At 45.8% G+C, this 23,249-nt stretch carries 20 protein-coding genes and 1 tRNA gene; 9 read left to right on the forward strand and 12 right to left on the reverse strand.

Going from position 1 to position 23,249, the window contains the following annotated elements; all coding sequences use genetic code 11:
• Positions 1–93: 93 nt before the first annotated feature.
• A complete protein-coding gene (locus GC130_RS18200; protein ID WP_151999775.1) occupies positions 94–429 on the reverse strand; it encodes a hypothetical protein in 336 nt (111 codons plus the stop codon).
• 135 nt (positions 430–564) lie between these two features.
• On the opposite strand from GC130_RS18200, the gene hisS reads away from it, so the two are divergent.
• From hisS to GC130_RS18220, 4 genes are all read left to right on the forward strand, one after another.
• Positions 565–1,935 carry a histidine--tRNA ligase gene (gene hisS / locus GC130_RS18205; RefSeq protein ID WP_151999776.1) on the forward strand — a complete coding sequence of 457 codons (1,371 nt, stop codon included), beginning with the start codon at positions 565–567 and terminating at the stop codon, positions 1,933–1,935.
• 131 nt (positions 1,936–2,066) lie between these two features.
• Positions 2,067–3,929, forward strand: a complete 1,863-nt coding sequence (locus GC130_RS18210) for a gliding motility-associated C-terminal domain-containing protein (protein ID WP_151999777.1) — start codon at positions 2,067–2,069, stop codon at positions 3,927–3,929.
• A gap of 11 nt (positions 3,930–3,940) precedes the next feature.
• Positions 3,941–4,273, forward strand: coding sequence for a YbaB/EbfC family nucleoid-associated protein (locus GC130_RS18215; protein ID WP_151999778.1), 333 nt, complete (start codon positions 3,941–3,943; stop codon positions 4,271–4,273).
• Positions 4,270–5,283: a glycosyltransferase family 2 protein gene (locus GC130_RS18220; RefSeq protein WP_151999779.1), complete on the forward strand. Its 1,014-nt coding sequence runs from the start codon at positions 4,270–4,272 to the stop codon at positions 5,281–5,283. The genes GC130_RS18215 and GC130_RS18220 overlap by 4 nt, the downstream gene beginning before the upstream one ends.
• Here the strand turns inward: GC130_RS18220 and GC130_RS18225 are convergent.
• Positions 5,277–5,486 carry a PspC domain-containing protein gene (locus tag GC130_RS18225; protein WP_151999780.1) on the reverse strand — a complete coding sequence of 70 codons (210 nt, stop codon included), beginning with the start codon at positions 5,484–5,486 and terminating at the stop codon, positions 5,277–5,279. The genes GC130_RS18220 and GC130_RS18225 overlap by 7 nt on opposite strands.
• Before the next feature lie 154 nt (positions 5,487–5,640).
• On the opposite strand from GC130_RS18225, the gene GC130_RS18230 reads away from it, so the two are divergent.
• Entirely contained in the window at positions 5,641–7,404 is a 1,764-nt protein-coding gene (locus GC130_RS18230) for a lipopolysaccharide assembly protein LapB (protein ID WP_151999781.1), read from the forward strand.
• A 90-nt stretch (positions 7,405–7,494) separates the two neighbouring features.
• On the opposite strand, the gene GC130_RS18235 is transcribed toward GC130_RS18230, so the two are convergent.
• From GC130_RS18235 to GC130_RS18255, 5 genes are all read right to left on the reverse strand, one after another.
• Positions 7,495–8,100: an SET domain-containing protein gene (locus GC130_RS18235; RefSeq protein WP_151999782.1), complete on the reverse strand. Its 606-nt coding sequence runs from the start codon at positions 8,098–8,100 to the stop codon at positions 7,495–7,497.
• 57 nt (positions 8,101–8,157) lie between these two features.
• Positions 8,158–8,718: an aminoacyl-tRNA hydrolase gene (gene pth, locus GC130_RS18240; protein WP_151999783.1), complete on the reverse strand. Its 561-nt coding sequence runs from the start codon at positions 8,716–8,718 to the stop codon at positions 8,158–8,160.
• A gap of 87 nt (positions 8,719–8,805) precedes the next feature.
• Positions 8,806–9,396, reverse strand: a complete 591-nt coding sequence (locus GC130_RS18245) for a 50S ribosomal protein L25/general stress protein Ctc (protein ID WP_151999784.1) — start codon at positions 9,394–9,396, stop codon at positions 8,806–8,808.
• Between the two features lie 11 nt (positions 9,397–9,407).
• The gene (locus GC130_RS18250) at positions 9,408–10,352 is read right to left on the reverse strand and encodes a ribose-phosphate pyrophosphokinase (protein WP_151999785.1); all 945 of its coding nucleotides are present in this window, start codon (positions 10,350–10,352) and stop codon (positions 9,408–9,410) included.
• Between the two features lie 56 nt (positions 10,353–10,408).
• A tRNA-Gln gene (locus GC130_RS18255) sits at positions 10,409–10,479 on the reverse strand.
• Positions 10,480–10,877: 398 nt separating this feature from the next.
• Between GC130_RS18255 and GC130_RS18260 the strand changes: the two genes are divergently transcribed.
• A complete protein-coding gene (locus GC130_RS18260) occupies positions 10,878–12,227 on the forward strand; it encodes a DUF4493 domain-containing protein (protein WP_151999786.1) in 1,350 nt (449 codons plus the stop codon).
• A 49-nt stretch (positions 12,228–12,276) separates the two neighbouring features.
• Here GC130_RS18260 and GC130_RS18265 read toward each other — a convergent pair whose 3' ends face one another.
• A complete protein-coding gene (locus tag GC130_RS18265; protein ID WP_151999787.1) occupies positions 12,277–12,969 on the reverse strand; it encodes a DUF1003 domain-containing protein in 693 nt (230 codons plus the stop codon).
• Between the two features lie 222 nt (positions 12,970–13,191).
• Between GC130_RS18265 and GC130_RS18270 the strand changes: the two genes are divergently transcribed.
• Positions 13,192–14,577 (forward strand): sodium-dependent transporter, encoded by a 1,386-nt coding sequence (locus GC130_RS18270; RefSeq protein ID WP_151999788.1) that lies wholly within the window; start codon positions 13,192–13,194, stop codon positions 14,575–14,577.
• Positions 14,578–14,610: 33 nt separating this feature from the next.
• Here GC130_RS18270 and GC130_RS18275 read toward each other — a convergent pair whose 3' ends face one another.
• The 4 genes from GC130_RS18275 to GC130_RS18290 form a co-directional block, all read right to left on the reverse strand.
• Positions 14,611–15,621, reverse strand: a complete 1,011-nt coding sequence (locus tag GC130_RS18275; protein WP_151999789.1) for an AAA family ATPase — start codon at positions 15,619–15,621, stop codon at positions 14,611–14,613.
• Positions 15,608–16,267, reverse strand: coding sequence for a nicotinamide riboside transporter PnuC (gene pnuC, locus GC130_RS18280; protein ID WP_151999790.1), 660 nt, complete (start codon positions 16,265–16,267; stop codon positions 15,608–15,610). The genes GC130_RS18275 and pnuC overlap by 14 nt, the downstream gene beginning before the upstream one ends.
• An 18-nt stretch (positions 16,268–16,285) precedes the next feature.
• Positions 16,286–19,966 (reverse strand): phosphoribosylformylglycinamidine synthase, encoded by a 3,681-nt coding sequence (purL, locus tag GC130_RS18285; protein WP_151999791.1) that lies wholly within the window; start codon positions 19,964–19,966, stop codon positions 16,286–16,288.
• A gap of 144 nt (positions 19,967–20,110) precedes the next feature.
• Positions 20,111–20,917 carry an alpha/beta fold hydrolase gene (locus GC130_RS18290; RefSeq protein WP_151999792.1) on the reverse strand — a complete coding sequence of 269 codons (807 nt, stop codon included), beginning with the start codon at positions 20,915–20,917 and terminating at the stop codon, positions 20,111–20,113.
• Between the two features lie 261 nt (positions 20,918–21,178).
• On the opposite strand from GC130_RS18290, the gene GC130_RS18295 reads away from it, so the two are divergent.
• Together GC130_RS18295 and GC130_RS18300 are read left to right on the forward strand one after the other, a co-directional pair.
• Positions 21,179–21,802 carry a TetR/AcrR family transcriptional regulator gene (locus GC130_RS18295; protein WP_193217903.1) on the forward strand — a complete coding sequence of 208 codons (624 nt, stop codon included), beginning with the start codon at positions 21,179–21,181 and terminating at the stop codon, positions 21,800–21,802.
• The gene (locus GC130_RS18300) at positions 21,786–23,237 is read left to right on the forward strand and encodes a TolC family protein (RefSeq protein WP_193217904.1); all 1,452 of its coding nucleotides are present in this window, start codon (positions 21,786–21,788) and stop codon (positions 23,235–23,237) included. The genes GC130_RS18295 and GC130_RS18300 overlap by 17 nt, the downstream gene beginning before the upstream one ends.
• Positions 23,238–23,249 lie beyond the last annotated feature (12 nt).

Genomic DNA, 23,249 nt, shown 5'->3' on the forward strand with positions numbered 1-23,249 from the left:
GCTTATGACATGGAAAGGGTAGCGCCAGACCACCCCAACACAAAAAGCCCCGCTTTTGCAAGCAGGGCTTTTTTATATAGTTAACCAAGTGATTTACTCGGCGTCCTTGTCTTTCTTAGCAGCTTTGGCCTTAGGGGCAGCCTCTTTCTTAGGAGTGGCTTCTTTTTTCGCAGCAGGCTTCTTCGCTTCTTTTGCAGGCGCTTCAGCTACTGGCGCATCTGCAGCAGCTTCAACTACAGGAGCCTCAGCTTTAGGTGCCGGTGTTTCTTTTTTAGCTGCTGGCTTAGGAGCAGAGAACTGCTTCTTCAACTCTTCCAGGTCAACATTTTTTATAACGGGCGTTGCAGTCAAATGCTTGATAGAAAACTGCCTTGAAGCTGATACGTTTCTATTTTTACGACCCTTGCGTTTTAATCTTGTAACTCCCATGAGGTTCAATATTTTTCGAAATGGAGCGCAAATATAGTGGTTTACTTTCAAATTCATAACTCCCAACGCTATAAATCACAAAGCTTTAGGGTAATTCCATCGACTAATTCGTAGTTTTGCCGCAAAACAGGAGTAATGGCTGCACAAAAACCAGGTTTAGCGAGAGGAACAAGGGATTTTGGACCCGTTCAAATGTCGAGGAGGAATTACCTTTTCGGTATCATTAGAGCGGTCTTTGAGAAATTTGGCTTTCAACCTCTGGAAACACCTGCCATTGAAAACCTATCAACGCTGACAGGCAAATACGGAGATGAAGGCGATCAACTGCTGTTTAAGATTTTGAATTCTGGCGACTTTATGAAAAATGCCTCCGATGCTAACTTGTCGGAGCGAAACTCCAAATCCATCACGCCAGAAATCTCCGAAAAAGGCCTTCGCTACGACCTCACGGTACCATTTGCCCGCTATGTGGTGATGAACCAGCACCTGCACACCTTTCCATTCAAGCGTTACCAAATTCAGCCGGTGTGGCGGGCCGACAGACCTCAGAAAGGCCGCTACAGAGAATTTTTCCAGTGTGATGCTGATGTGGTGGGCACTAATAGCCTCCTGTGCGAAGCGGAAATTGTACTCATGATCAAAGAGGTGTTTGAAAAGCTGGGGCTGGCCGATTATTCCATCAAACTCAACAACCGGAAAATACTAAGCGGCATCGCCGAACTCATGGGCGCTCCGGGAAAGGAGGGCCCGCTTTGCGTAGCCATCGATAAGCTGGATAAAATAGGGGAGGAGAAGGTATTTGAAGAGCTGAAAGAAAGAGGATTTGGCAACGATGCAGCCGAAAAACTAAAGCCATTTTTGCAACTCAGCGGAAGCAACGCTACCATTATTGCAGGCCTTGAAAAGCTGCTGGCTGGCAGCGAGGTGGGGCTGCTTGGCCTCGCAGAGTTGAAAGAAGTAATGATTATGGTGGAAGGCTTTGGGATAAAGGTGGATCAACTTGCCATCGACCCAACACTGGCCCGTGGCCTTAGCTATTACACGGGCTGCATTTTTGAGGTGAAGCCTACTTCCGTGCAAATGGGAAGCATTTGTGGCGGCGGCCGCTACGACGACCTGACGGGGATGTTTGGCTTGCCAAATGTGTCCGGTGTTGGCATCTCTTTCGGTATCGACCGTATTTATGATGTGCTCGACGAGCTGAATCTGTTTCCTGCCGAATCGGTGCGCACGTCAAAAGTACTGATCGCCAATTTTGATGAAGCCTCGGCAATGAAATCACTGGTAGTTCTCAGTAAGTTAAGAGAGCGTGGCATTGCCGCCGAACTTTACCCTGAGTCGGCCAAGCTGAAAAAACAGTTTACCTATGCCGAAAGCAAGGGCATTCCTTACCTGCTTATGGCCGGTGAGTCGGAGTTCGCCCTGGGTGAATTTGGGCTTAAAAACCTTCAGTCGGGAGAGCAAAAAACATTCACAGTAGATCAAATCATTAGTGAGCTAAGGTAAGGGAAGCAATTTCGTTGTTTTATATTGCGTTGTTTAACTACCCGAAAGGCCTGCGTAACTGTACCAGGCAGGTTAATTACTTGGCTTTGATTCAGAGAAAACGGTTTATTCGGCTTGCGATATGTTGGGGGGTGTTAGCACTTTCGGTAGCCGCACATGCTCAAAAGACCAGTAAAATCGGCCGCTTTTCTGTTGACAAACCCATAGGCTGCGCTCCGCTTACAATCAATATATCGGAGTTGGATAATTTTGGCAACATCTCCCGTCAGTACCTGTATGGAGATAGCACTCCGGTAACCAACAGCACCACCCACACATTCAATACGCCCGGTACTTTCAACATTGTTCAGGTGATTGGGTTGGATATCAACCCCAAGACGGACACGCTGGAGATAACAGTAAATTCCCCCGAACCACCACAGGTAACGGTCGCCAACTGCCGCAATTTTTCAGCCAGCGTGAAGGTGCCTGCGAGCCCCTACGATTATTACCGGGTTTACTACACCGCCGTCGACTCAGTGGATGTGCTGGCTGGTAACTACGCCGTTCCTCATGACTATGGCGTGGCTGGCAGCTTTCCCGTTAGGGTAAAGGGCTTCTACAACGGAGGAAATGATGGCTGTGGTGAAACCAACGTAATGATCAACACCAGAAGGGAGCTTACCGACCCGATCTTGAATAGCATGGAAACTTTTCAGGACAGCACCATGCTGATCAGTGCCACGCTCAACTCAGGCATTAGCTATGTATTGCAGGTGTCGGAAAACAATGGAAGCACTTTTAGCGAGATTCCGTTGGTCTTTCAGGGGAATCAAATTTTGTTGGATCAGCTGCTGCCGATGACAAACGACTATTGTTTTCGCCTGGCAGCCTACGATCCCTGCAACAATGAGTACTACTACTCCAATACACTTTGTCAGGTAAGCCTTGCTGCCAGCTTTGAGCAGTATCGGAACCTGTTGAACTGGATTCCTCCCGGCACGGCGGCTCAGTCTTTTGAAATCTACCGCAACGATACGCTATATTATCAGTCTGCTAATGCCCAGGCAACCCAGTATCCGGACTCCACCCTCATTTGCAACACCGACTACTGCTACCAAATCAAAGTCAACTATCCCGTGGGGTTTGCAATGAGCCAGGTGGTGTGCGGCACGTCGTTCGAAAAACAGAACCTGGCACCGATTACAGGCATCTATTCGACTTACCATGGTGATGACCTTTTCTTTAGCTGGCAGGGAACCGAGCAAGCCGGTCCTAACACGACCTACCAAACCATGTATTCGTTTGATGGCAGCAATTTCAGCACCGGCGCCACTTTCAGGTCGGATGTTAGTGAGCAGGTGGTAAGTAATCCGCAGTTTTTGAAGAACAGCTATTCTTATACTATTCGCTATAGCGACGAGTGTGACAATCTTTCCCCTCCGGGCACGATTACCCGGCCTGTATTTCTCAATAGCGAGCAACAGCAAACGAATACCTTCCACTTGACCTGGAATCGATACCTGCCACTGACTGACGGCGTGCGGCAATATTATGTTGACCTTTGGGACATTAATATGGTGCTGTTGACCACTTTCGATGTATGGGATCCGACCTTTTACGAGTTACGGCTTACTTCGGAATACAGCAATGCGGCTTATGTAACTGTACGAGCCGAAGGATTAGGCGTTGACGCCGACTTTGTCACCACCAGCAATAGGCGGGCCATCGCTTTTCATAGTGATCTTTATCTGCCTTCAGCCTTCACCCCCAACGGAGACGGTCTGAATGAGGAGTTTGGGGTGAAGGGGCCCGAGGTGTCTGATTTTATCTTTAGAATTTACAATCGCTGGGGAGAGCTGGTGTTTTACACAACTGAGCAACCCAAAGGGTGGAATGGCGTATTCAAAGGTGCCCATGCACCGCAGGGAACATACAGGTATTATGTGGAAGGAACCGATGCAGGAGGCAGACTGATCAAAAAAAGCGGTAATTTTGTTCTGCTGAAAAACTAAACGAAGAGCATATGTTTGATATGATGAAAATGATGGGCAAGGTGAAAGAGGTGCAGGACAAAATGAAAGCTGCCCAGGAAAATCTTGCACGTATCGAAGTGGAAGGTGAGTCAGGAGCTGGCATGGTAAAGGCTGTGGTTAACGGAAAAAAGAAGCTTGTAAGTCTTGATATCGATCCGTCACTCCTCAATGAAAAAGACAAAGAGATGCTTCAGGACCTGGTAATAGCGGCTGTAAACATGGCCACAGAGAAAGCTGAAGAAAAAGCCAAAGAGGAAATAAAGAAGAGCACAGAGGGAGTTCTACCCAACATTCCGGGGTTCGACTTTGGCAGCATGGTATGAGTCCAAAGGTAGCTGTAGCCATTCTCAACTTCAACGGCAAAGACTATCTTGACCGTTTCATGCCCTCGGTCATCGATTTTTCGCCTGAAGCAGACATTTGGGTGATAGACAATGCCTCAACCGATGGTTCTGTAGATTTTTTGAAGAAAAACTTTCTTGATGTAAAAACTATTACCCTTGAAGAGAACCTTGGCTATGCCGGTGGCTATCAGGCAGGGCTGGCCCAGATCGACGCCGACTACTACGTTTTGCTCAATTCAGATGTGGAAGTAACGGAGGGCTGGCTTCAGCCAATGATTTCCCTTCTCGAAGCAGACAAAGCGATTGCGGCCTGCCAGCCCAAAATTCTTTCATGGCACTTGAGGGACACCTTTGAGTATGCCGGTGCGGCTGGTGGCTTCGTCGACGTGCTTGGCTACCCGTTTTGCCGGGGGCGGGTGTTCGAAACCCTTGAAAAAGACAACGGACAGTACAACGACCAAATCGAGGTTTTTTGGGCTACAGGTGCTTGTTTGTTTGTCAGGAGTTCAGCTTTTAAAGAAGCGGGAGGGTTAGATGCCACCTTCTTTGCTCATATGGAAGAAATTGATCTTTGCTGGCGCTTGAAAATGGCTGGCCACAGCGTCTACTACCAGGGCGAGTCGGTCGTGTATCATGTTGGTGGAGGCACGCTCGACAGCTCAAATGCCTATAAAACCTATCTCAATTTTAGAAACAGCATTGTTCTTTTATTGAAAAACGACCTTTCCAGATCCTTGTGGTGGAAAATACCCTTGCGGTTCAGTATTGACTTTTTGATTTTGCTCAGGTTTTTGGTGTCGGGCAAAGCAGATCATGCAAAGGCTGTTTCAAAGGCCCATGTATTTATTGTAAGAAATTTTTCGAAATACAGATCGATTCAGCCAAAGAAAGCTTTGAAATCGCTGACAGGCACTTATAAGGGAATTGCGCCTCTTGCGTACTTAACCGGGAAGAAAGGCTACGGAAACCTGCAATACAGAATTCAATAATACCAAAGTATATTGTCACGTCTTCTGAACCAACGCCTGAACTGCATGATAAATGCCAACGTCAGGTAAACGATCAAAGGTGATCCGAAAGTTAAGAACGACGAATAAATAAAAAACAGCCTGATACTAGTAGTAGGGATTTTTAGGTAATCGCCTAGCCTGTTACAGACCCCAAATGCGTATTTTTCAAGAAACTGTATCATGAACACCGACTTTTAGCATCGCAAAGTTAATAACAAAAGTCGTATATTGTTCTAACGGTTGATTAATGCAAAATTATTTTCCGTATAATTGCAATAGAACCATTATAACAATAGTTTTACGTCGGAATTCATAATCATTCAAAACATTATTCAAATGAAAAAAACGAGACTTGCTTTCGGCATATTGTTTGGATCACTCCTGATGTCAGGTTGTGCGCTAAACAAGATGATAAAACTTGCCAATGACCAGCAGTTGGAAGTGACCCCGAATCCTTTAGAGCTTCATGCTGACAAAGTGGAATTTGAAATGTCCGCTATACTTCCTCCTAAAATGCTTCCAGGCGGTACTTCTTACAGCCTAAAAACCTTCTATCAGTATGGAACCAACGAAGCCGAGCTAGGCACAGTTGAATTCAAAGCAGGTGATTTTCCTAACAGCAGTTCTACAACATCCAGAAAAAGCCAAACATTCTCATTTGCCTACGACCCAGCAATGGCGAAGGGTGATGTAATGATCCAGGGTGTTGCTGCCAAAGGAGCAAAAAACAAGACTACTGAAAAAATGAAAGTAGCTGAAGGTGTCATCACCACATCTTTGATGGTAGAAGACATTGTAGCAGCTTCTTATGCTGACCACGGATACAACGACAAAGAAGAATTGGAACCAACAAACGTTGAATTCTTTTTTGAACAAGGTCGTTCAGTTCTAAGGACTTCTGAGAAAAACAGTGACCGTGGTAAAGATTTCACTGCGTTCGTTGCCGATAGGAACGTAACTCGTACTGTAACCATTACAGGTACTCACTCACCTGAAGGTACTGAAACAATCAACTCTGATCTATCTCAGGATCGTGCCGAGGCGATTGAAAAGTGGTACCGTGACATGATGGCCAAGTATGACTACAAAGGTATGGCTGACGAGATCAAATTCGTTTTGAAGCCAGTAGTTCAGGACTGGACACAATTCAAAACCATGCTGAATGGCTTTGACGGCGTAAGCTCTGATGAAAAAACTGCCATGCTTGCTGTGGTAAACGGAACAGGCACTTTCGAAGAAAAAGAAAAGGCACTGCAGAAGCTTTCAGGTTACAAGAAAGTATTTGACAAAATCTACCCAGTATTGCGTACTGCAAAAACTGAAGTCTTAACTGTTAAAGTTAAGCGCCCTAATCCTGAAATTGCCGTTCTGGCCAAGCAAATTGGTGAAGGCGGAATTTCTGCTGATTCACTTTCAAATGCAGAATTGCTTTTTGGCGCAACACTTACTCCATCACTTACTGAGAAAGAAGCTATCTACAAAGCTGCTATTAAGAAGCAGGATACTTGGGTAGCGCACAACAACCTTGGAGCTGTTTATCTTCAAATGGCTGCAGCAGCCAGCGGCGCTGACGTGAAGAAGAATGTTGACCTGGCGCTTACTCAGTTGGAAATAGCTAATAAGCAAAAGGCGAACACTCCAGAGGTATTGGTAAACATGGCAACAGTATATATGCTTCAGGGTGACAACACTAAAGCGTATGATGTAGCAGGAACTGTTTCTGGAGCTACAGGTGATGCTTTGAGAAAGCTTAATACTTTGAAAGGAACTCTTGAGGTAAAAACTGCTCAGTATGACAAGGCATTGATGTCTTTCGCTGGCGCTGACAATTCCGCCGAGGTGTCTTTCAACAGAGGTCTTGCTTTGGTTCTTAAGAAGGAATTCTCAAATGCTAAGACGGCATTCAAAGACGCTACTGATAAGGATAGCTCTTATGCGAAAGCGTTCTATGGCCTTGCGATTGTAGGTGCCCGTACTTCAAATGCCACAGAAGTAACAAACGGCCTGAAATCAGCGATTGCTGAAGACTCTTCGCTGAAAGAAAAAGCACTTACAGATCTTGAATTTAGGAACTACGCAGACGCCGTTAGATCCCTTTAATTCACAGAAAGATTTGAATTCTATTAAATGAGAAAAGCCCCGGAATGGGGCTTTTCTCATTTAATTCTGTTAGTACACGAGCTGAAAGGTTTATCTAGCCTTTACAGTCTCCTTTTCGAGTTTTAAGGAATAGACCGACAGGTAGTTGGCAGGGTTGCTAAAGTAACTCTCCAACTGCTCAACGGTTTCCTCCTCCATTAAAGGCATCAGCGGTTGCTGCACTTGTTTTAATTTTGCTAAGGACTGTTTCAGCGTTTCATCCCACTTTGGGTAGTAGGCGTCAAAGTCATCGGCACTAACCGACCCACGGCAACCCGGCTTGTCACACAACAGGCTGATTCTCTCTGTCATGTTAAAAATACCGTATTCATCGGTGATCTGTTCACCGGGAAAAATATCCCGGATTGCAATTTCAAAACCATAACCAGTGCTCATCGTGTTGCATTGGCAACAGTGATTGACATACTTGGCAAGGTCCCAGCTCACCACCCTAACGCCACGCTGATCTATGTAAGAATATCTTTCGATCTTCTCTTGAAGTAGCGGGACACATTTTTCGAATGCTTCGGGGGTGATTTCAAGTTCCAGACTATCCCTGATGTACGTAATTGTACCTTCTGGGATAAATTCTGTGGCAAATACACCGTAGCCTACGGTCTCATTCACCAGTCGGAGTTCAGTGTGAGGATGAATCATACCTAATTCATAACACTATAATTTTATGCAAAGAAATATAAAGTTTTGAATAGTCAATTATTCATTGAAAAAATTCATAGTTCTTTCGATTCCTATTGCTGCAAATGAGAGGATCATATCGATGGATTTGTCCATTCTTTCAGGCAGGAGGGCCATTTCTTCCTTAGAAAAATTATTTAAAACATACTCCACCTGGTGGCCCTTCGAATAATTGTCCCCAATGCCGAAACGAAGCCTTGGGTAGTCTTGGCCCCCAAGTGTCGCCTCGATATTTTTGAGGCCATTATGACCAGCGCTTGATCCCTTGGGCTTCATCCGAAGCTTGCCAAAGGGGAGGGCAATGTCATCGGTGATAACAAGGATGTTTTCCCTGGGGACTTTCAATTGCTGCATCCAATAAGCTACTGCCTTGCCGCTGAGGTTCATGTAGGTGGTGGGCTTAATGAGGTGCAGGGTTCGGCCCTTGTGTTTGATTTCAGCCGTATAGGCTTGCTTATTGAAGGTGAAGCTGCCAGACGCTGCCTGAGCAAGTCGATCCAGCACCAAAAAGCCAATGTTGTGCCGTGTGAGCTCGTATTCAGGCCCGATGTTGCCTAGTCCTGCTATTAGGTATTTCATTGCGTTAATCGTTTGTCTGATGCCTCCAAAATAGAAAATCCCGCCTTAACAGGCAGGATTTTCATATTGACGGCATTAGAATCTTTTTTATGCTTCTTCCTCTTCCTCTTCTCCATCAGCGCCTTTGCCTTTAAGAGCTCTTGGGACTTCAACTGATGCGATAGAAACCAGAGGACTATTCAAGATGTTGTATTTAGCTTCTCCAAGCTCTCCTACTTTAACTGTTTTGCCGAGTTCCAGCTTGCTGATGTCTACTTCAATGAACTCCGGCATTTCGGACGGAAGTGCTTTTACAGTGAGCTTACGCATCTTAGAAACCAACTTACCACCCTTTTGAACTCCGGGGGCTACGCCCAGGAACTTAACAGGAATGTCAAGCTTTACTGGTGAGTTTTCATTTAATTCAAGGAAGTCAGCATGCAGAATCATCTCGTTTACCGGATGGAACTGAATGTCTTGCAAGATCGCCTTAAACTCTTGTCCCTCAACATTCAGATGGACAAAAGCTGCATTTGGTGTGTAAACAAGGTCTCTGAAAAGAATCATCGGCGCATGGAAATGCACTTGACTTTTTCCTCCATAGATGACACATGGAACACTGCCCGCAGCACGAAGATCTTTGGACTCCTTTTTACCGAGATTTGCTCTTTTAAACCCTATAATCTCTACTGTTTTCATAATGATGTATATTAATTATTTATAAATAGCGAACTAATGGAGCCGTGGCTGTGAATATTATTGATGGCCTTGGCAAAAAGGTCTGAAACGGAAAGCACCTTTATTTTAGATGACTGCTGTTTAAGGGGCAGGGTGTCGGTCACAACAAGTTCTTCGAGCACCGAGCTGTTGATATTGGCGTAAGCATTGCCCGATAGCACCGGATGAGTACAAATCGCTCTTACCGTTCTGGCACCCTTTTCTTTGATCAGTTGGGCTGCCCTGCAAAGTGTGCCGCCGGTGTCAATAAGGTCGTCTATGAGCACTACATCTCTGTCGGTCACGTCTCCAATCACCTGCATAGAAGCGATTTCGTTGGCACGCTTGCGGTGTTTGTCGCAGATAACCATATCGGCTGAGAAATGCTTGGCAAACGTTCGTGTTCTTGCTACACCTCCAACATCGGGAGAAGCAAATGTCAGTGCATCAAGATTGAGCGACTTGAGATACGGGACAAAAATAGCCGTGCCATCAAGGTGATCAACAGGGATATCAAAAAAGCCCTGAATCTGTCCGGCATGCAAGTCCATGGCCATCAGTCGGTCAGCACCTGCCGATTGCATTACATTGGCTACTAATTTTGCTGCAATGGAAACTCTTGGCCTGTCCTTTCTGTCCTGGCGTGCGTAACCGAAGTAGGGCACCACGATTGTGACATACTTGGCGCTGGCTCTTCTTGCCGCATCTATCATGAGCAGAAGCTCCATCAGGTTGTCGGCGGGTGGGCAGGTAGATTGGATCAGGAAAACGTCACAGCCTCTGATCGACTCGTTGAAGCTGTAGGAAAGTTCGCCATCACTGAAGCGCTGAGAAGAGTAATTCCCAAGAGGTTTTCCATAGGCCTCAGCAATTTTCTTCGCCAAGTCTAACGATCCCGTTCCAGGAAAGATCTTTACAGATGATTCAATTGGTTCCATCAAAATAGAGCACTCCAGAAAGTAAGAATCCCGGCTTTCACCGGGACTTTTGAAAGTTGACCGACAAGGATTCGAACCTTGACAAACAGAACCAAAATCTGTTGTGCTACCGTTACACCATCGGTCAATCCGATTTTGGAGGTACAAAAGTAGAAACTATCTTTTGGTTTACAATAGCAGGTAATAAAAATATTGCACGAAAGTCAGTAACACTTTGTCTTTTTTGTCTGAAAGTGCCAAACACAAGAGCAGGCTGACCGAACGGGCAGTGCTACCCCGCATTGTTATTCATTCTGCCGCCGTCTCCATCATCGGAGAGCGGTCATACATTTTAGCCCAGCAAAACTTGTTGCCACAGGGAGTTTTGTAAGGGTCACTCTGCCAAATTCACCGGCTGTAGTACTTACTTTTAGGTATTTTCTAGCACCTAATGGATTGAAATTGATTTAGTTACAATAATAATGTACCTTACAATAAGGTTAGCCAGCTCAGGAGCATTTTTTTACCATCAAAACAATACTAATCATGAGAAGAATTTCACAATTATTCTTAGTGGTTCTGTTTGCGTCATGCCTTCTGTCTTGCAACAAGAACGAGGATCCAACAGAGCCACTAGCTGACAAGGGTGTGCTGAAGCTCAGCCTTGCACTAGCCATTGACGAATTTCCTACTTCGGGTAGGGTAGCGGAAGTGGTTGATTTGGGCGACTACGTCGTCACTATTTTCGACGCTACCGATGACTCTGAGGTGATAGTTTTCGATCCTTGGTCGAGTGCACCGGAAGAGATTGAGCTGGAGACGGGTGAGTACTACATCGAGGCGCACTCCGATAATCTGGTGGATGCAGCCTTCAATAATCCGTATTATTTTGGAAGATCCGACAACTTCACAATTGATAAGGAAGAGATCAAGGAAATCCCTCTTACGGTAACTTTGGCTAATTACAAGGTGTCAGTCGTTTACTCTGACGACATTAAAATGGATTTTGACACTTACGGCATGGTTGTTACCTATAACAACACTGGTGAGCAGCTTGACTATGGTGACTCAGAAGAACTGGAAGGCTACTTCAGAGCCGGTAACCCTATTTTTATCGAGATTTCGATGACTTACTTTAAGGTGTTTGATGGAACTACGATTGATAGGACTCTCACTGCTACTATAGAAAATCCACTGCCAAGAACCCACTACAGAATTAATGCAGATGCACACCTCGACGATGGTAAAATCGTTATCAATATCAATATAGATGACGGCGTTGATGTAGTCGACATCACCCCTGCTGAGGTAGAAGTGCTAAACGGACCCGCCGCACCTGAAACAATAGGTGCCAGTTTTGAACAGTCCTTTGAGGATGAGCGTGGATTTCCATTTGGGGAACTAGTTTGGACGTTTTCAGACATAGCGCTCGCAAATAATAACGCAATTTACTGGAGCCCGGTTATTGGAGGAATCAAGGCCTCGATGGATGGGGATGGATATGATGACCTTGTGTTAAATGAGACACTTGACTTTGTTGAGGCCGAATCGAACAGGGGCAACGGTGTACTTGTTTGGCAGGGACTAACTCAGATACCACTGTTCAACGGATCTTTTCAACCGAATGAGACACGCATGGAAATGTCAATTTTTGACGGCGATGGAGTGACGCCGAGAGGCGTGGTTGACCCGGCGACCCTGGGTATGCCTGCCAGCATAGGAGGTATGGTTCCGATTGTCAATAGCGGCGATAGCTTTGTTGTAAAATTCAAGCTGCTATCGAAATCCGGGGCTAGCTGGGTGCCCTATCTTGACACCTTTGATGCTGCTTCAACACCGCCCAGTGCTGATGGTCAGGCATATAGCTCCTTTGAGGGTGGCTTCTTCTGGGAATAGTCAAAGCAAACGATAAGATGAATGAAACGAGGTCGGGAGGCCTCGTTTTTTATTTGTCTATTCTGCTAAGAATGTCATTCATTATATCAATCTGAACTTTTTGAATCTCAATGAGTTCCTGCTGCTGATGAAGAATCAGGTGATCGAGTTTTTCGTGTAGCATTCTGATTTCTAGCTCTGACTTCAGGTTGATCATGTAATCTTTTTTGGCCCTTTCTCTATCCTTCTGCTCCTGCCTGTTTTGGCTCATCATGATAACGGGAGCCTGCATGGCCGCAAGGCAGGAGAGAATAAGATTAAGCAGAATGAATGGGTACGGATCAAAGCCCTTGTTGGCAAGCCAGAAGAAGTTAACAGCTATCCAGATAAGTAGAAAAACACCAAATGATATGATAAACGTCCAGGAGCCCCCGAAACTGGCCACATGATCTGCTATCCGCTGGCCAAAGGTGTTTTGAGCAGCATCATCTTCTACCTTATCGGTAATGGTGGTTTGGTCTTTCAGCGTCTCCAAAACATTGCTTTCAAGATCAGAAAGCTCGTCGAGCTCGGTTAACAGGCAGTTGGAGATGTATTTCTCCCTGTAGAAATTAAGCTCTTGTAGTGCCAGAAAGGAATCGTCGGAAAATTTCGGATGATCAGTCCTGATTAAGTCCAGAATTTTTTTTCGGATAGAATTTCCAGCTACTCTGTCGCTGATGGGAAACTCCTTACCTGAAGTATCGCTGATGAATGTCAACATGGTCTTTTTAGGCTATATTTGGATATAAAGTTACTCATTTGACTGGCCAAATTAGCGGCTTCACATAGTGCAAAGGCATGACTGGTAGAATTGAGCAGAGCGCTTTCGGGGGAGGGCGTGGGAAAGCTATTCGAATGTCCATTTAGCAAGTTTGTTTTGATTAAAACTTAATATGGGCCTATCTTCCGGCTTGATTTTTTAATGAGACACAAAAAACTATAGATGGCGGCCAGGGGAGGATTTTCTAATAAACTTGGATTTATTGCAGCTGCGGCTGGCTCGGCGGTCGGGCTGGGAAATATATGGCAGTTTCCTTACGTGACGGGGCAAAATGGCGGAGCAGCGTTTTTGCTGGTATATATTGGATGGATTTTTCTCATCGGCTTGCCGATAATGGTAGGAGAGATCGCCGTTGGAAGAAAGGCGCAATCGAATCCTTATGGTGCATATAAAAAACTTGGGGGCAAGTCCTGGGCGTACGTAGGTTTGTTTGGGATCATATGTGGAGTGATGATCCTGTCATTTTACAACGTAGTGGCAGGCTGGGCATTTGGCTACTTCCTCGAATTAAGCTTCGGGAATCTGTTGAATGAGCAAGACTACAGTGGCTTCTTTTCGGCCTACGTGGCCGACTTCAGAGACAATTTGTTCTTTAGCATCGCCTTTATGGTGATCACAGCCTATATCGTTTACAGAGGGGTGCAGAAGGGGATAGAGGGCACTTCCAAAGTGCTGATGCCCACGCTGTTTCTGATTCTCATCTTCATTATTATTTACGGACTGACATTACCCAACGCCATGGACGGTGTTAGCTTCTATTTGCTTCCCGACTTTAGTTTGATCAACGGTCGAACGATTTACACCGCTTTGGGACAGGCTTTCTTCTCTCTCAGTCTTGGAATGGGAGCGCTGATCACGTACGGATCCTACATTAGCAGGAATGACAACATCGTTAATTCTGCAATTCTCGTGACCATTGCTGATACAGCCGTGGCTTTCCTAGCCGGGTTGATGATATTTCCCTTGGTATTCTCTCAAGGCCAGTCGCCTGCTGAAGGCCCCGGGCTTGTGTTTGTAGCGCTTTTGGGTGTGTTTCAGACCATGGGGCCACTTATCGGCAAAATTGTTGGTGGCGGGTTCTTTCTGCTGCTTTGCTTTGCAGCGCTGACCTCCACAATATCCCTTTTGGAAGTGCCGGTTGCCTTTCTGGTGGACGAAAAGAAATGGTCAAGGAAAAAGGCGGTGTCAGCAATGGCGCTCCTAATATTCCTTATTGGCTTGCCGAGCATGCTTGGCTTCGGCGCTGTGGGTGCTTTTACGGAATTCGTTAGCTATGAGGGTGGAGTTAAGTCCTTTATGGACTTGGTGCAGGATCTCTTTTTTGTGATTAGCCTGCCACTTGGTGGATTCCTTTTGAGTGTTTTCATATCCACCAGATGGAAAACTGCCGGGCTTAGCGAAGAAATAAGCCATGGAAACCCTTCCTACAGGGGATCGTTCATTGAAAAGTTCTTCAATCTGATGATAGTCTACGTTTGCCCTGTGGTGTTGGGAGCTATGTTCCTGCTTACTGTGTTGCAGAAGTTTTTTGGAGTGGAATTGATTTAGGCAGTCGAATTCTATTTTTAGGCAAGAATTGCTCTACTGGCCAAAAAAGTTGTTGTACTTAACAAACCTGGTCAACACTTCATCCACCTTTTTTATTCTCTGTTCAAGGCTTCCTTTTAAAGGAATGAATGGGATTTTTCTTTCCAGGAGATCAGCTCTGACTTTCTTTTGAAATACTTCACGTTTTTGTGGACCACTTCTGTCCCAGGTGTCATCATATGGGATATCATCTTCACACAGAAAGAAAAGGTCATAACCTTTTTGGTTTTTTAAAGCGAGGTTTTCCAGGAAATCTGAGCACTTAGAATGGTAGTCTATGCTATACATTCTTGTGGTAAGTGCATTTGTATCTACGAATAGATAGTTGTTTGCTTCTAGTATATTCAACTCTTCCAATTCAATATGCTTCTTCGCAATCTCATCAAATGCTTCAAAAGGTATTCTTCTGTTGAGTTGATGAGCTTCCCAATACTCTCGGCCATACTCAGGTGAAAAAGACGTATTGTATTTTTCGGCAAGGGCTTCGGCAATAGTAGTCTTTCCGGTTGACATCGCTCCAACAAACACTACCTTGGTAATGAGGTCTTTGTAAACTATTGGTGAAATAAACTCTTTATTCTTGTGGGAATTTTGTCGAATCTGTGTTGCTGAGATAGGGATCTGGATTCTCGCTTCGTCAATTCGTCTGTCTATTGCGCCTAGGGCTTCGCTAACATGCTCTCCGTAAAATTCGCTGGAATAGAAATGGCTAATTTTCCTCCCATTCAGCATTTTTAGTATATATTCTTCCTGTAATATTTCAAATGATCTCTCGGAACCGTACCCCTCTGGGCCATCCCAGCATTCGATGACTGTACTATTCGGATAAAGGCACTTTATCCATTTGACTCGCACCTGTAAAGGTATAGTAGTGACGTCGGTGTCATAAATCATGATGATTAAATGATCGACTTCTCGTAACGCAGTTTCTATAACTAGTTGATGCCCTTTGTGTAAGGGAGCAAATTTACCTAAGGTGAGGCCAGTAGTCTTATTTTGATGCATACCTACTCCAATTTATGTAGCCATAAAATGAATTGATTAGATAGCCAACCCACATCAAGATCATAATTTCGCCCTCCTGACTACCAGATCGATGCCGCTGATACCACATTATAATGGTCAAAATATTTAGAACAATATATAGCAGCCATTGCTCTTTATATCTCAATGTCATAAGAATAGTAGCGGCTATGGAAAGTATATTGGTTGAAGCATCAATGAATGGGGTATTTTGGCTTTCAATTAAGGATAGCAAATAGCCCAATATAACGGTACAAATTATTGTCGAGAGTGTTAGCAGAAGCCCGCTCATAGCTGTTAGCTTCCTCATTTTCACCAGCCCGTTTTCCAGATTTTTTTGCCAGAGAAAAAAACCGATGAAATTCATAGGTGTGAAAAATATCAGATTCAGACCTAGCTCGCCATAGAGGCCGTTGATATGCGCCAGATATGCATACGAAACAGTATTATACAGCCCAAAAAAATAGGCAGACACTTTGCCTTTAGCGGTCAATACAACACACAGTATTCCTGAGGCCGCTACAGAGAAGTTAAAAACGCCATTGTCAGCTTGAAAATTTATGTATGCTGCAGCAATAAGAAATACAGATAGGAAAAGGATTTCGAACGGGCTCCATTTGCTATTCATGAATTCTCTAGAGGCTCGTTAATGAGATTCCACCCACTTCCTCGCATTCACAAAAGCCTCCATCCACGGCGTTACCTCATCTGATTTCCTGCCGTCAGGATAGTAGCCCCAGTTCCATGGGAACATCGATCTTTCCAGGTGCGGCATAATAGCTGCATGGCGCCCGTTGTGGCTTACCACGCAGGCCGTGTCGAACTGCGACCCGTTGGGGTTGGCCGGGTAGGATGAATAAGCAAACTTAGCGGCAATATTGATCTTTTCCGGCTCAGCAAAAACAAACTGACCTTCACCGTGCGCTGACCAAATGCCAAGTCTGCTGCCTGCCAGTGAACCAAACATCACGGAGTTGTTTTCTAGAATTTCAACATCTGTAAAGGTGCACTCAAACTTGCCTGAGGTATTGTGATGCATCTTTGGGTGATTGTCCAGCTCAGGGTAGATCAGGCCAAGCTCCATGGCCAGTTGGCAGCCATTGCATACACCGAGGCTGAGTGTGTCCTCACGGGCATAGAAATTGTCCAGCGCTTTTTTGGCCTTGTCATTGTAAAGGAAGGAGCCCGCCCAGCCTTTTGCAGAGCCCAACACATCTGAGTTGGAGAAGCCGCCCACAAACACGATCAGGTTGACCTCTGACAAATCTTCCCTGCCGCTGATAAGATCAGTCATGTGCACGTCCTTTACATCGAAGCCTGCCAGCCACATGCAATAGGCCATTTCACGGTCGCTGTTGTTGCCCTGCTCTCTGATGATGGCTGCTTTTATGCCGGTTGTCTTTGGTCTGGTAAATGAAAGGCCGTAATCAGCAAGTTTGCCCCCGAATTGTAAAGGGAGATTGATTTTCAATGGCTGCTTGCCGAGGTTATTAAATCTGGTGTCAGCAAAGCCCTCTTTGGTTTGTTTTTTGTCCAAAAGCCAGGAAGTTTCTGCCCACTCTTTGCGCATTTGGGCCACGTCAAACGTCCAGCTATCACTTCCGAGTTTAATTTCTACGCTGGACTTTGAGGTCACTTCTCCAATAACGCTGCAACTGATGCCTGTTTCAGTGAAAATGGTTTCAAGCCTTGATGCATCGGTTGTTTGAACCACCAGCCCTGGATTTTCACTGAAAAGTACCTTAACAGCATCGGGCTCATTCAAGCCATCCAAGTTCACTTTTATACCTACTGAGGTAGACGGGAAGCACATTTCCAAAAGTGTGGTGACGAGGCCTCCCGACGAAACATCGTGGCCGGCAATGATAAGCCCCTCGCTGATAAGCAGCTGCATCAGGCTGAATGCCTTTAAGAAGTAATCTGCTTCTGCCGCATCAGGTGTTGAGCCACCCAGCCTATTCAATACCTGACCGAGCGTGCTGCCGCCCAGTTCGAAGCCTTTGCTGCCAAGGTTAAGGTAGAGCAGTTTGCTGCCGTCAACGACTTTGGCTACCGGTTCAATTGTCTTTCGGATGTCTGTTACCTGGCCGACGGCAGAAATGATAACAGTGCCTGGCGAATAAACCGTCTTGCCTGGGTACTTCTGCGTCATCGACAGGGAGTCTTTTCCTGTTGGTATATTTATGCCTAATGCACAGGCGTAATCGCTGACAGCCTGCACGGCATTATACAGTCTGGCGTTTTCTCCCTTGTTTTTTGCGGGCCACATCCAGTTGGCACTGAGTGAAACGCCCTTGATGCCCCCTTCCAGCGGAGCCCAAACCAGGTTGGTCAAGCTTTCAGCGATGGCCAGCCTGGAGCCAGCCTTTTCGTCGATGAGCGCTGGCACCGGGGCATGCCCAATGGAGGTGGCCACTCCCTTGTTGCTGCCAAAGTCGAGGGCCATAATGCCGAGGTTGTTGAGAGGAATTTGCAACTCACCACAGGTCTGCTGCTTGGCCACCTTGCCGGTAACGCAGCGGTCTACTTTGTTGGTAAGCCAGTCTTTGGAAGCCACTGCTTCCATTTTCAATACTTTCAACAGGTAGTCTTTCACCTTGTCAGAGGAAACCAGAATGGATTGATAGCTGGCTGTTTCTTCCTTGTCTTCCAGAATAGTCTTAGGAGATGAGCCGAAAAGGTGAGTCAGCTCAAAATCCACAGGCTTCTTGCCTTCTTTGTTCCTGAAGGTCAATTTGTGGTCGCCACTTGCTTCACCCACAACGTACATGGGCGAACGCTCTCTGTCGGCCACCTTGCGCAGGTAGTCGAGATGCTTTTCGTGAAGTGCAAGGCCCATTCGCTCCTGCGACTCGTTGCTGATGATTTCTTTGTCAGAAAGGGTGGGGTCACCGACGGGAAACTTGCTGATCTCAAACTTACCACCGGTTTCTTCGACTAATTCGGATAAGCAATTGAGATGCCCGCCTGCCCCGTGGTCGTGCACCGATGAAATCGGGTTTTCGTCGAGTTCGGCAAGGGCCCTGATGGTATTGGCTACACGCTTCTGCATTTCAGGGTTGGAGCGCTGCACAGCGTTTAGCTCAATGGAGTTGCCAAACTCGCCGGTGGCCACAGACGACACGGCACCACCACCCATGCCTATGCGGTAGTTATCTCCGCCCAGTACCACAATCTTATCTCCTTTTTCTACACTCTTCTTCTGACTCTGATCCCTGATGCCAAATCCAACACCACCCGCTTGCATAATCACTTTGTCGAAGCCATGAGCCTTGCCATTTTCTTCGTGCTCAAATGTTAAAAGACTCCCGGTGATAAGTGGTTGGCCGAATTTATTACCGTAGTCGCTGGCGCCATTGGAGGCCTTGATAAGGATTTGAGAAGGCGTTTGATAGAGCCATGGTCTCTCAGGGCTGTGGTTTTCCCAGGGGCGGTTGCTTGACAGCCTGGAGTAGGAGGTCATGTAAACCGCCGTTCCTGCCAGAGGAAAGCTTCCCTGGCCGCCAGCCATCCTGTCTCTGATTTCCCCGCCGCTACCTGTGGCGGCGCCATTAAATGGCTCCACTGTGGTGGGGAAGTTGTGGGTTTCGGCTTTGAGAGAAAGAACGCTCTTTCTGGTTTTAGCTTCGAAGTAGTCGGGCTGGTCCTGACGGGCAGGGGCAAACTGCTCAATACTTGGTCCCTCAATAAAGGCCACGTTGTCTTTGTAGGCGGAAACAAGAAAGCCGGGATTGGCTTTCGATGTCTTTTTGATTAGCTGAAAAAGCGTGTCTGGTTTCTCCTTACCATCGATGATAAAAGTGCCATTGAATATCTTGTGGCGGCAGTGCTCCGAATTCACCTGAGAGAAGCCAAACACTTCGCTGTCGGTAAGTTTGCGTTCCAGCGACTTGCTCACTGATTCCAGGTAGTCGATTTCTTCCTGGCTGAGTGCAAGTCCCTCTTTCTGGCTGTAAGCCTTAATATTGTCGATCTCGACAATGGCATCGGGCACGTGGGAGATAGTGAAAACATCCTGGTCAATTATCGGGTATACTGCCTTCAGCATCGGATCAAATTCACCCGGGTAGGCTTCTTTTCTCACAAACTCCTCAATCCTCACCACCCCGCTGATGCCCATGTTCTGGGTGATTTCCACGGCATTGGTGCTCCATGGTGTAATCATCTCTTTCCTTGGTCCAATGAATGGCCCTTCGACTGACGGACTGTCAATAAACTTCCCGCCGCTGAAAAGCCAGGTAAGTTTTTCCCTGGTCAGGTCGTTGGCAGTGGTCGCAACTTGAAGGATATAAAATGTATTAGCATCTTTCTGGAAAAAGAGAATCATGAGGTCGCTTGGGTATGGGATTTTTGAAGCCCAAAGTTAAAACAAAAAGAAATAGTCGACTTCTAAAAAAGGTAATTTTAGGAGGCCTGATACAGAGAAATTGAATTTAGCTGTTTGGAATGATCGTCCCCGGGATCGGTTGGCTTATCCAGAGTGTGGACGGACGTTTTCTAAGAGCGATTCGTGGAATTTCTGGAGCAGAGAATTGTGGCCGGTTTTGATCAATACAAAGTCGGATGAGGCGCACTTTTTTTCAAAAGCATGAAGTTTGCCATAGGGAATAACCGTATCGTATTTTCCAGCCACCATCGTCACGTGCATGTTATTTTGGTCGATAGTTTGAAGCACCTTGTCTATGTTTTGAGTAAAATGCCTGAAGCCCACCCAGGCGTGGTAAATGCTGTTACCGTTGGTATGATCAGCCACCTGCGAGATAGCAAACTTTGCCAGCCGTCCCGACACCAACCTGGTGCGGCTAAAAAAGGAGATCAGGCGGATAAGAAGAGCAGGGTGGTCGTTTAAATAATGAAAGATGGCCCTCATTACCCAGGTGCCAGTCGCAACTTTGTACCACGGGTTAAGGTAGATACCATCTGGTGCAGCTAAAATGATTCTTTGCACCCGGTGAGGAAACAACATGGCCGTAGTCAACGCCAGTTTACCACCAAGGCTGTATCCCATCACGCTGAACGTATCTATTTGCTCCGCTTTCAGGATGCCCAGAAGCAAATCGTGCCACGACTCGGTCGGCACTGGGAGTTCATCAGTCGGCCACTGGCTTTTTCCATGGAAGAAGAGATCAATGGAAATGATCGTATAGTCTATTCCCAGTGAGGTTTCGAACAATTGGAAGGCCAGCTCAGTTTGTCCAAAGCCATGAAATGCCAAAAGGTATTTCGGGCCTGTCCCATATTTTTTATAGTTAAGATATTTTGCCGGAGCCTGCTGCATGATGATGAAACCAAATTTAATACTTTTTTACCTGCAAACGTTTGAAAGTTCAGTCAGTAGCATTTATGCCGCCGCCGATCCTTCGTGGTTTTGCAATAGTGGCAAAGAAATGGCCCAATAGCCTCAAATAAAGACCTTTAGGGACTATTATTATCGGTAAGTTAATTTTCACTTTTTTCAAAACCTTTTCAAGAACTAGCCGTTACTTTGACAGCGGAAACTTTGAGTAATGTAAAAGTTTCCAAAGTTTAGAAGAATATTTTGGAAGTAAGAGACAATATAATAGAGCAAGCTGACCAGCTTATTTGCCGTTTGGGCGTTAGAAGCGTGACAATGGACGACCTGTCCCGTCACATGGGTATCTCTAAAAAAACGATCTATCAGTTTTTTAAGGATAAAGACGAAGTAGTGACGTTAGCGGTTGGGCATCATTGCGAAAAAGAGTACCGGGAATTTGTGAAAATGCACCAGGAGTCGTCCAACTCTATCGATGAGCTATTTAAGATTTCGCAGTTCATGCGAACAAATGTAGAGACCATTCATCCTTCGGTACTTCACGACATTCAGAAGTATCATCCCAAAGCCTGGGCACTTTTTGAGGAGTATAGAGAACGGGTATTCACTCAGAACATCGTGGATTGTTTGAAGCGGGGAAAAGCCGAAGGAAGCTTCAGAGAGGACATCGATGAAAATATTCTTGCAGTGCTACGGATGAAGCAGGTAGAAATGGCTTTTGACGCACATACCTACCCAAGGGGCAGGTTTGAATTCAAGGAAGTCTGCGAACAAATATTCTATCACTTTATACAAGGGATTTTAACGGATAAGGGAAGGAAACTTTATGACACAATTTTTAACAAGCAATCATATGAATCTCAAAAGTAGTTGGAAGATTTTTTTGGTGGCAATGCTTCTGGTGGCTGGCCAACTCAGCGCTCAGGACATCGGCGGTACGGTAGCTTCCGGCGAACCACTTTCACTTGAGCAGTGTATCGACTATGCACTGGCCAATTCTATTAATGCGCAGAATGCTACACTTGATGAGCAAATTGCTACAGCCAAGGTGAAAGAAACTATCGGCATTGGCCTGCCGCAGATTTCTGGTAGTGCTTCTGTTAACCACAACCAGAAGCTGCAGCGTTTTTATGGAACATACAATGACGATCCAAATGCGTTTAGCTTTTTCCCCGCAGGAATTCCTGGTGCTCAAAATGGAGATGTATTAGCTGCGCCGAACTTCTTTCAACTAAAAAGTAGTGGGAACGCAAGTGTTACAGTCAATCAAATGATTTTCAATGGCTCTTACATCGTAGGCCTACAGGCATCAAATACGTACAAAGAGCTGTCTCAAAAAACTTCCGAGCAAACCAGAGAGCAGATAGTTGAGCAGGTAACAAAGGCTTACTATGCTGTTCTGATCAATCGTGAACGCATGCTGCTTTTTGATGCTAATATTGCAAGGGTCGATAGCCTTCTTAGGAACACGAGAGCGCTGAATATTAGTGGGTTCGCTGAAAAAATTGACGTTGATCGTATTCAGGTAAGCTTCAATAACCTGGTGACAGAGCGGGACAAGTTCAGCAATATGAATGCACTGGGGCTGGCCATATTGAAGTTTCAGATGAATTATCCGATGGAGCAGCCGATTGAAGTAGCTGGCACCATTCAGGACGTTCAGCTCGATCCTATCGAAAAACTTAACGGGAGCGACTGGGACTACAAAAACAGGCCGGATTATAAAGTATTGGAAGTAAACAGACGGTTGCAGGAACTAAATATTAAGAACCTTTACGCTGAGGCGTTGCCGTCTATGAACGCCTTTGCTACGCTGGGCTACTCCACGCAGTCTAATGGTATTGGGGGCATTTTTAGAACTGAATCTAGCATTGAGGATTCCGATCTCGTCGGGCCCGACAAATGGTATGACTACTCTCAGTTTGGCCTAAGTCTAAATGTTCCAATTTTCGGGGGGCTGCAGCGCACTTACAAGATCCAGCAGGAGAAGCTCACACTACAAAAGCTGGACAACGGCTTTAAGTCATTGGAAAACCTCATTGATCTTGAGATTCAACAGTCATATCTCAACTTCGACAATGCGCAAAAGTCGCTCGCCTCGCAGGAAGAGAATATGGAGCTGGCAGAAAGTATTGCCAGAGTAACCAAAATCAAATACGAGCAGGGAGTCGGCTCTAACCTCGAGGTAATCGATGCAGAAAACAGCCTTAGAAATGCACAGACCAACTACTACAGCGCACTTTACGATGCCATTGTGGCTAAGGTTGATCTCGATAAGGCAAAAGGACTATTAATCAAAGAATAAGGAGAACCAAAC

Source organism: Imperialibacter sp. EC-SDR9, assembly GCF_902498805.1.
Classification (GTDB): Bacteria; Bacteroidota; Bacteroidia; order Cytophagales; family Cyclobacteriaceae; genus Imperialibacter.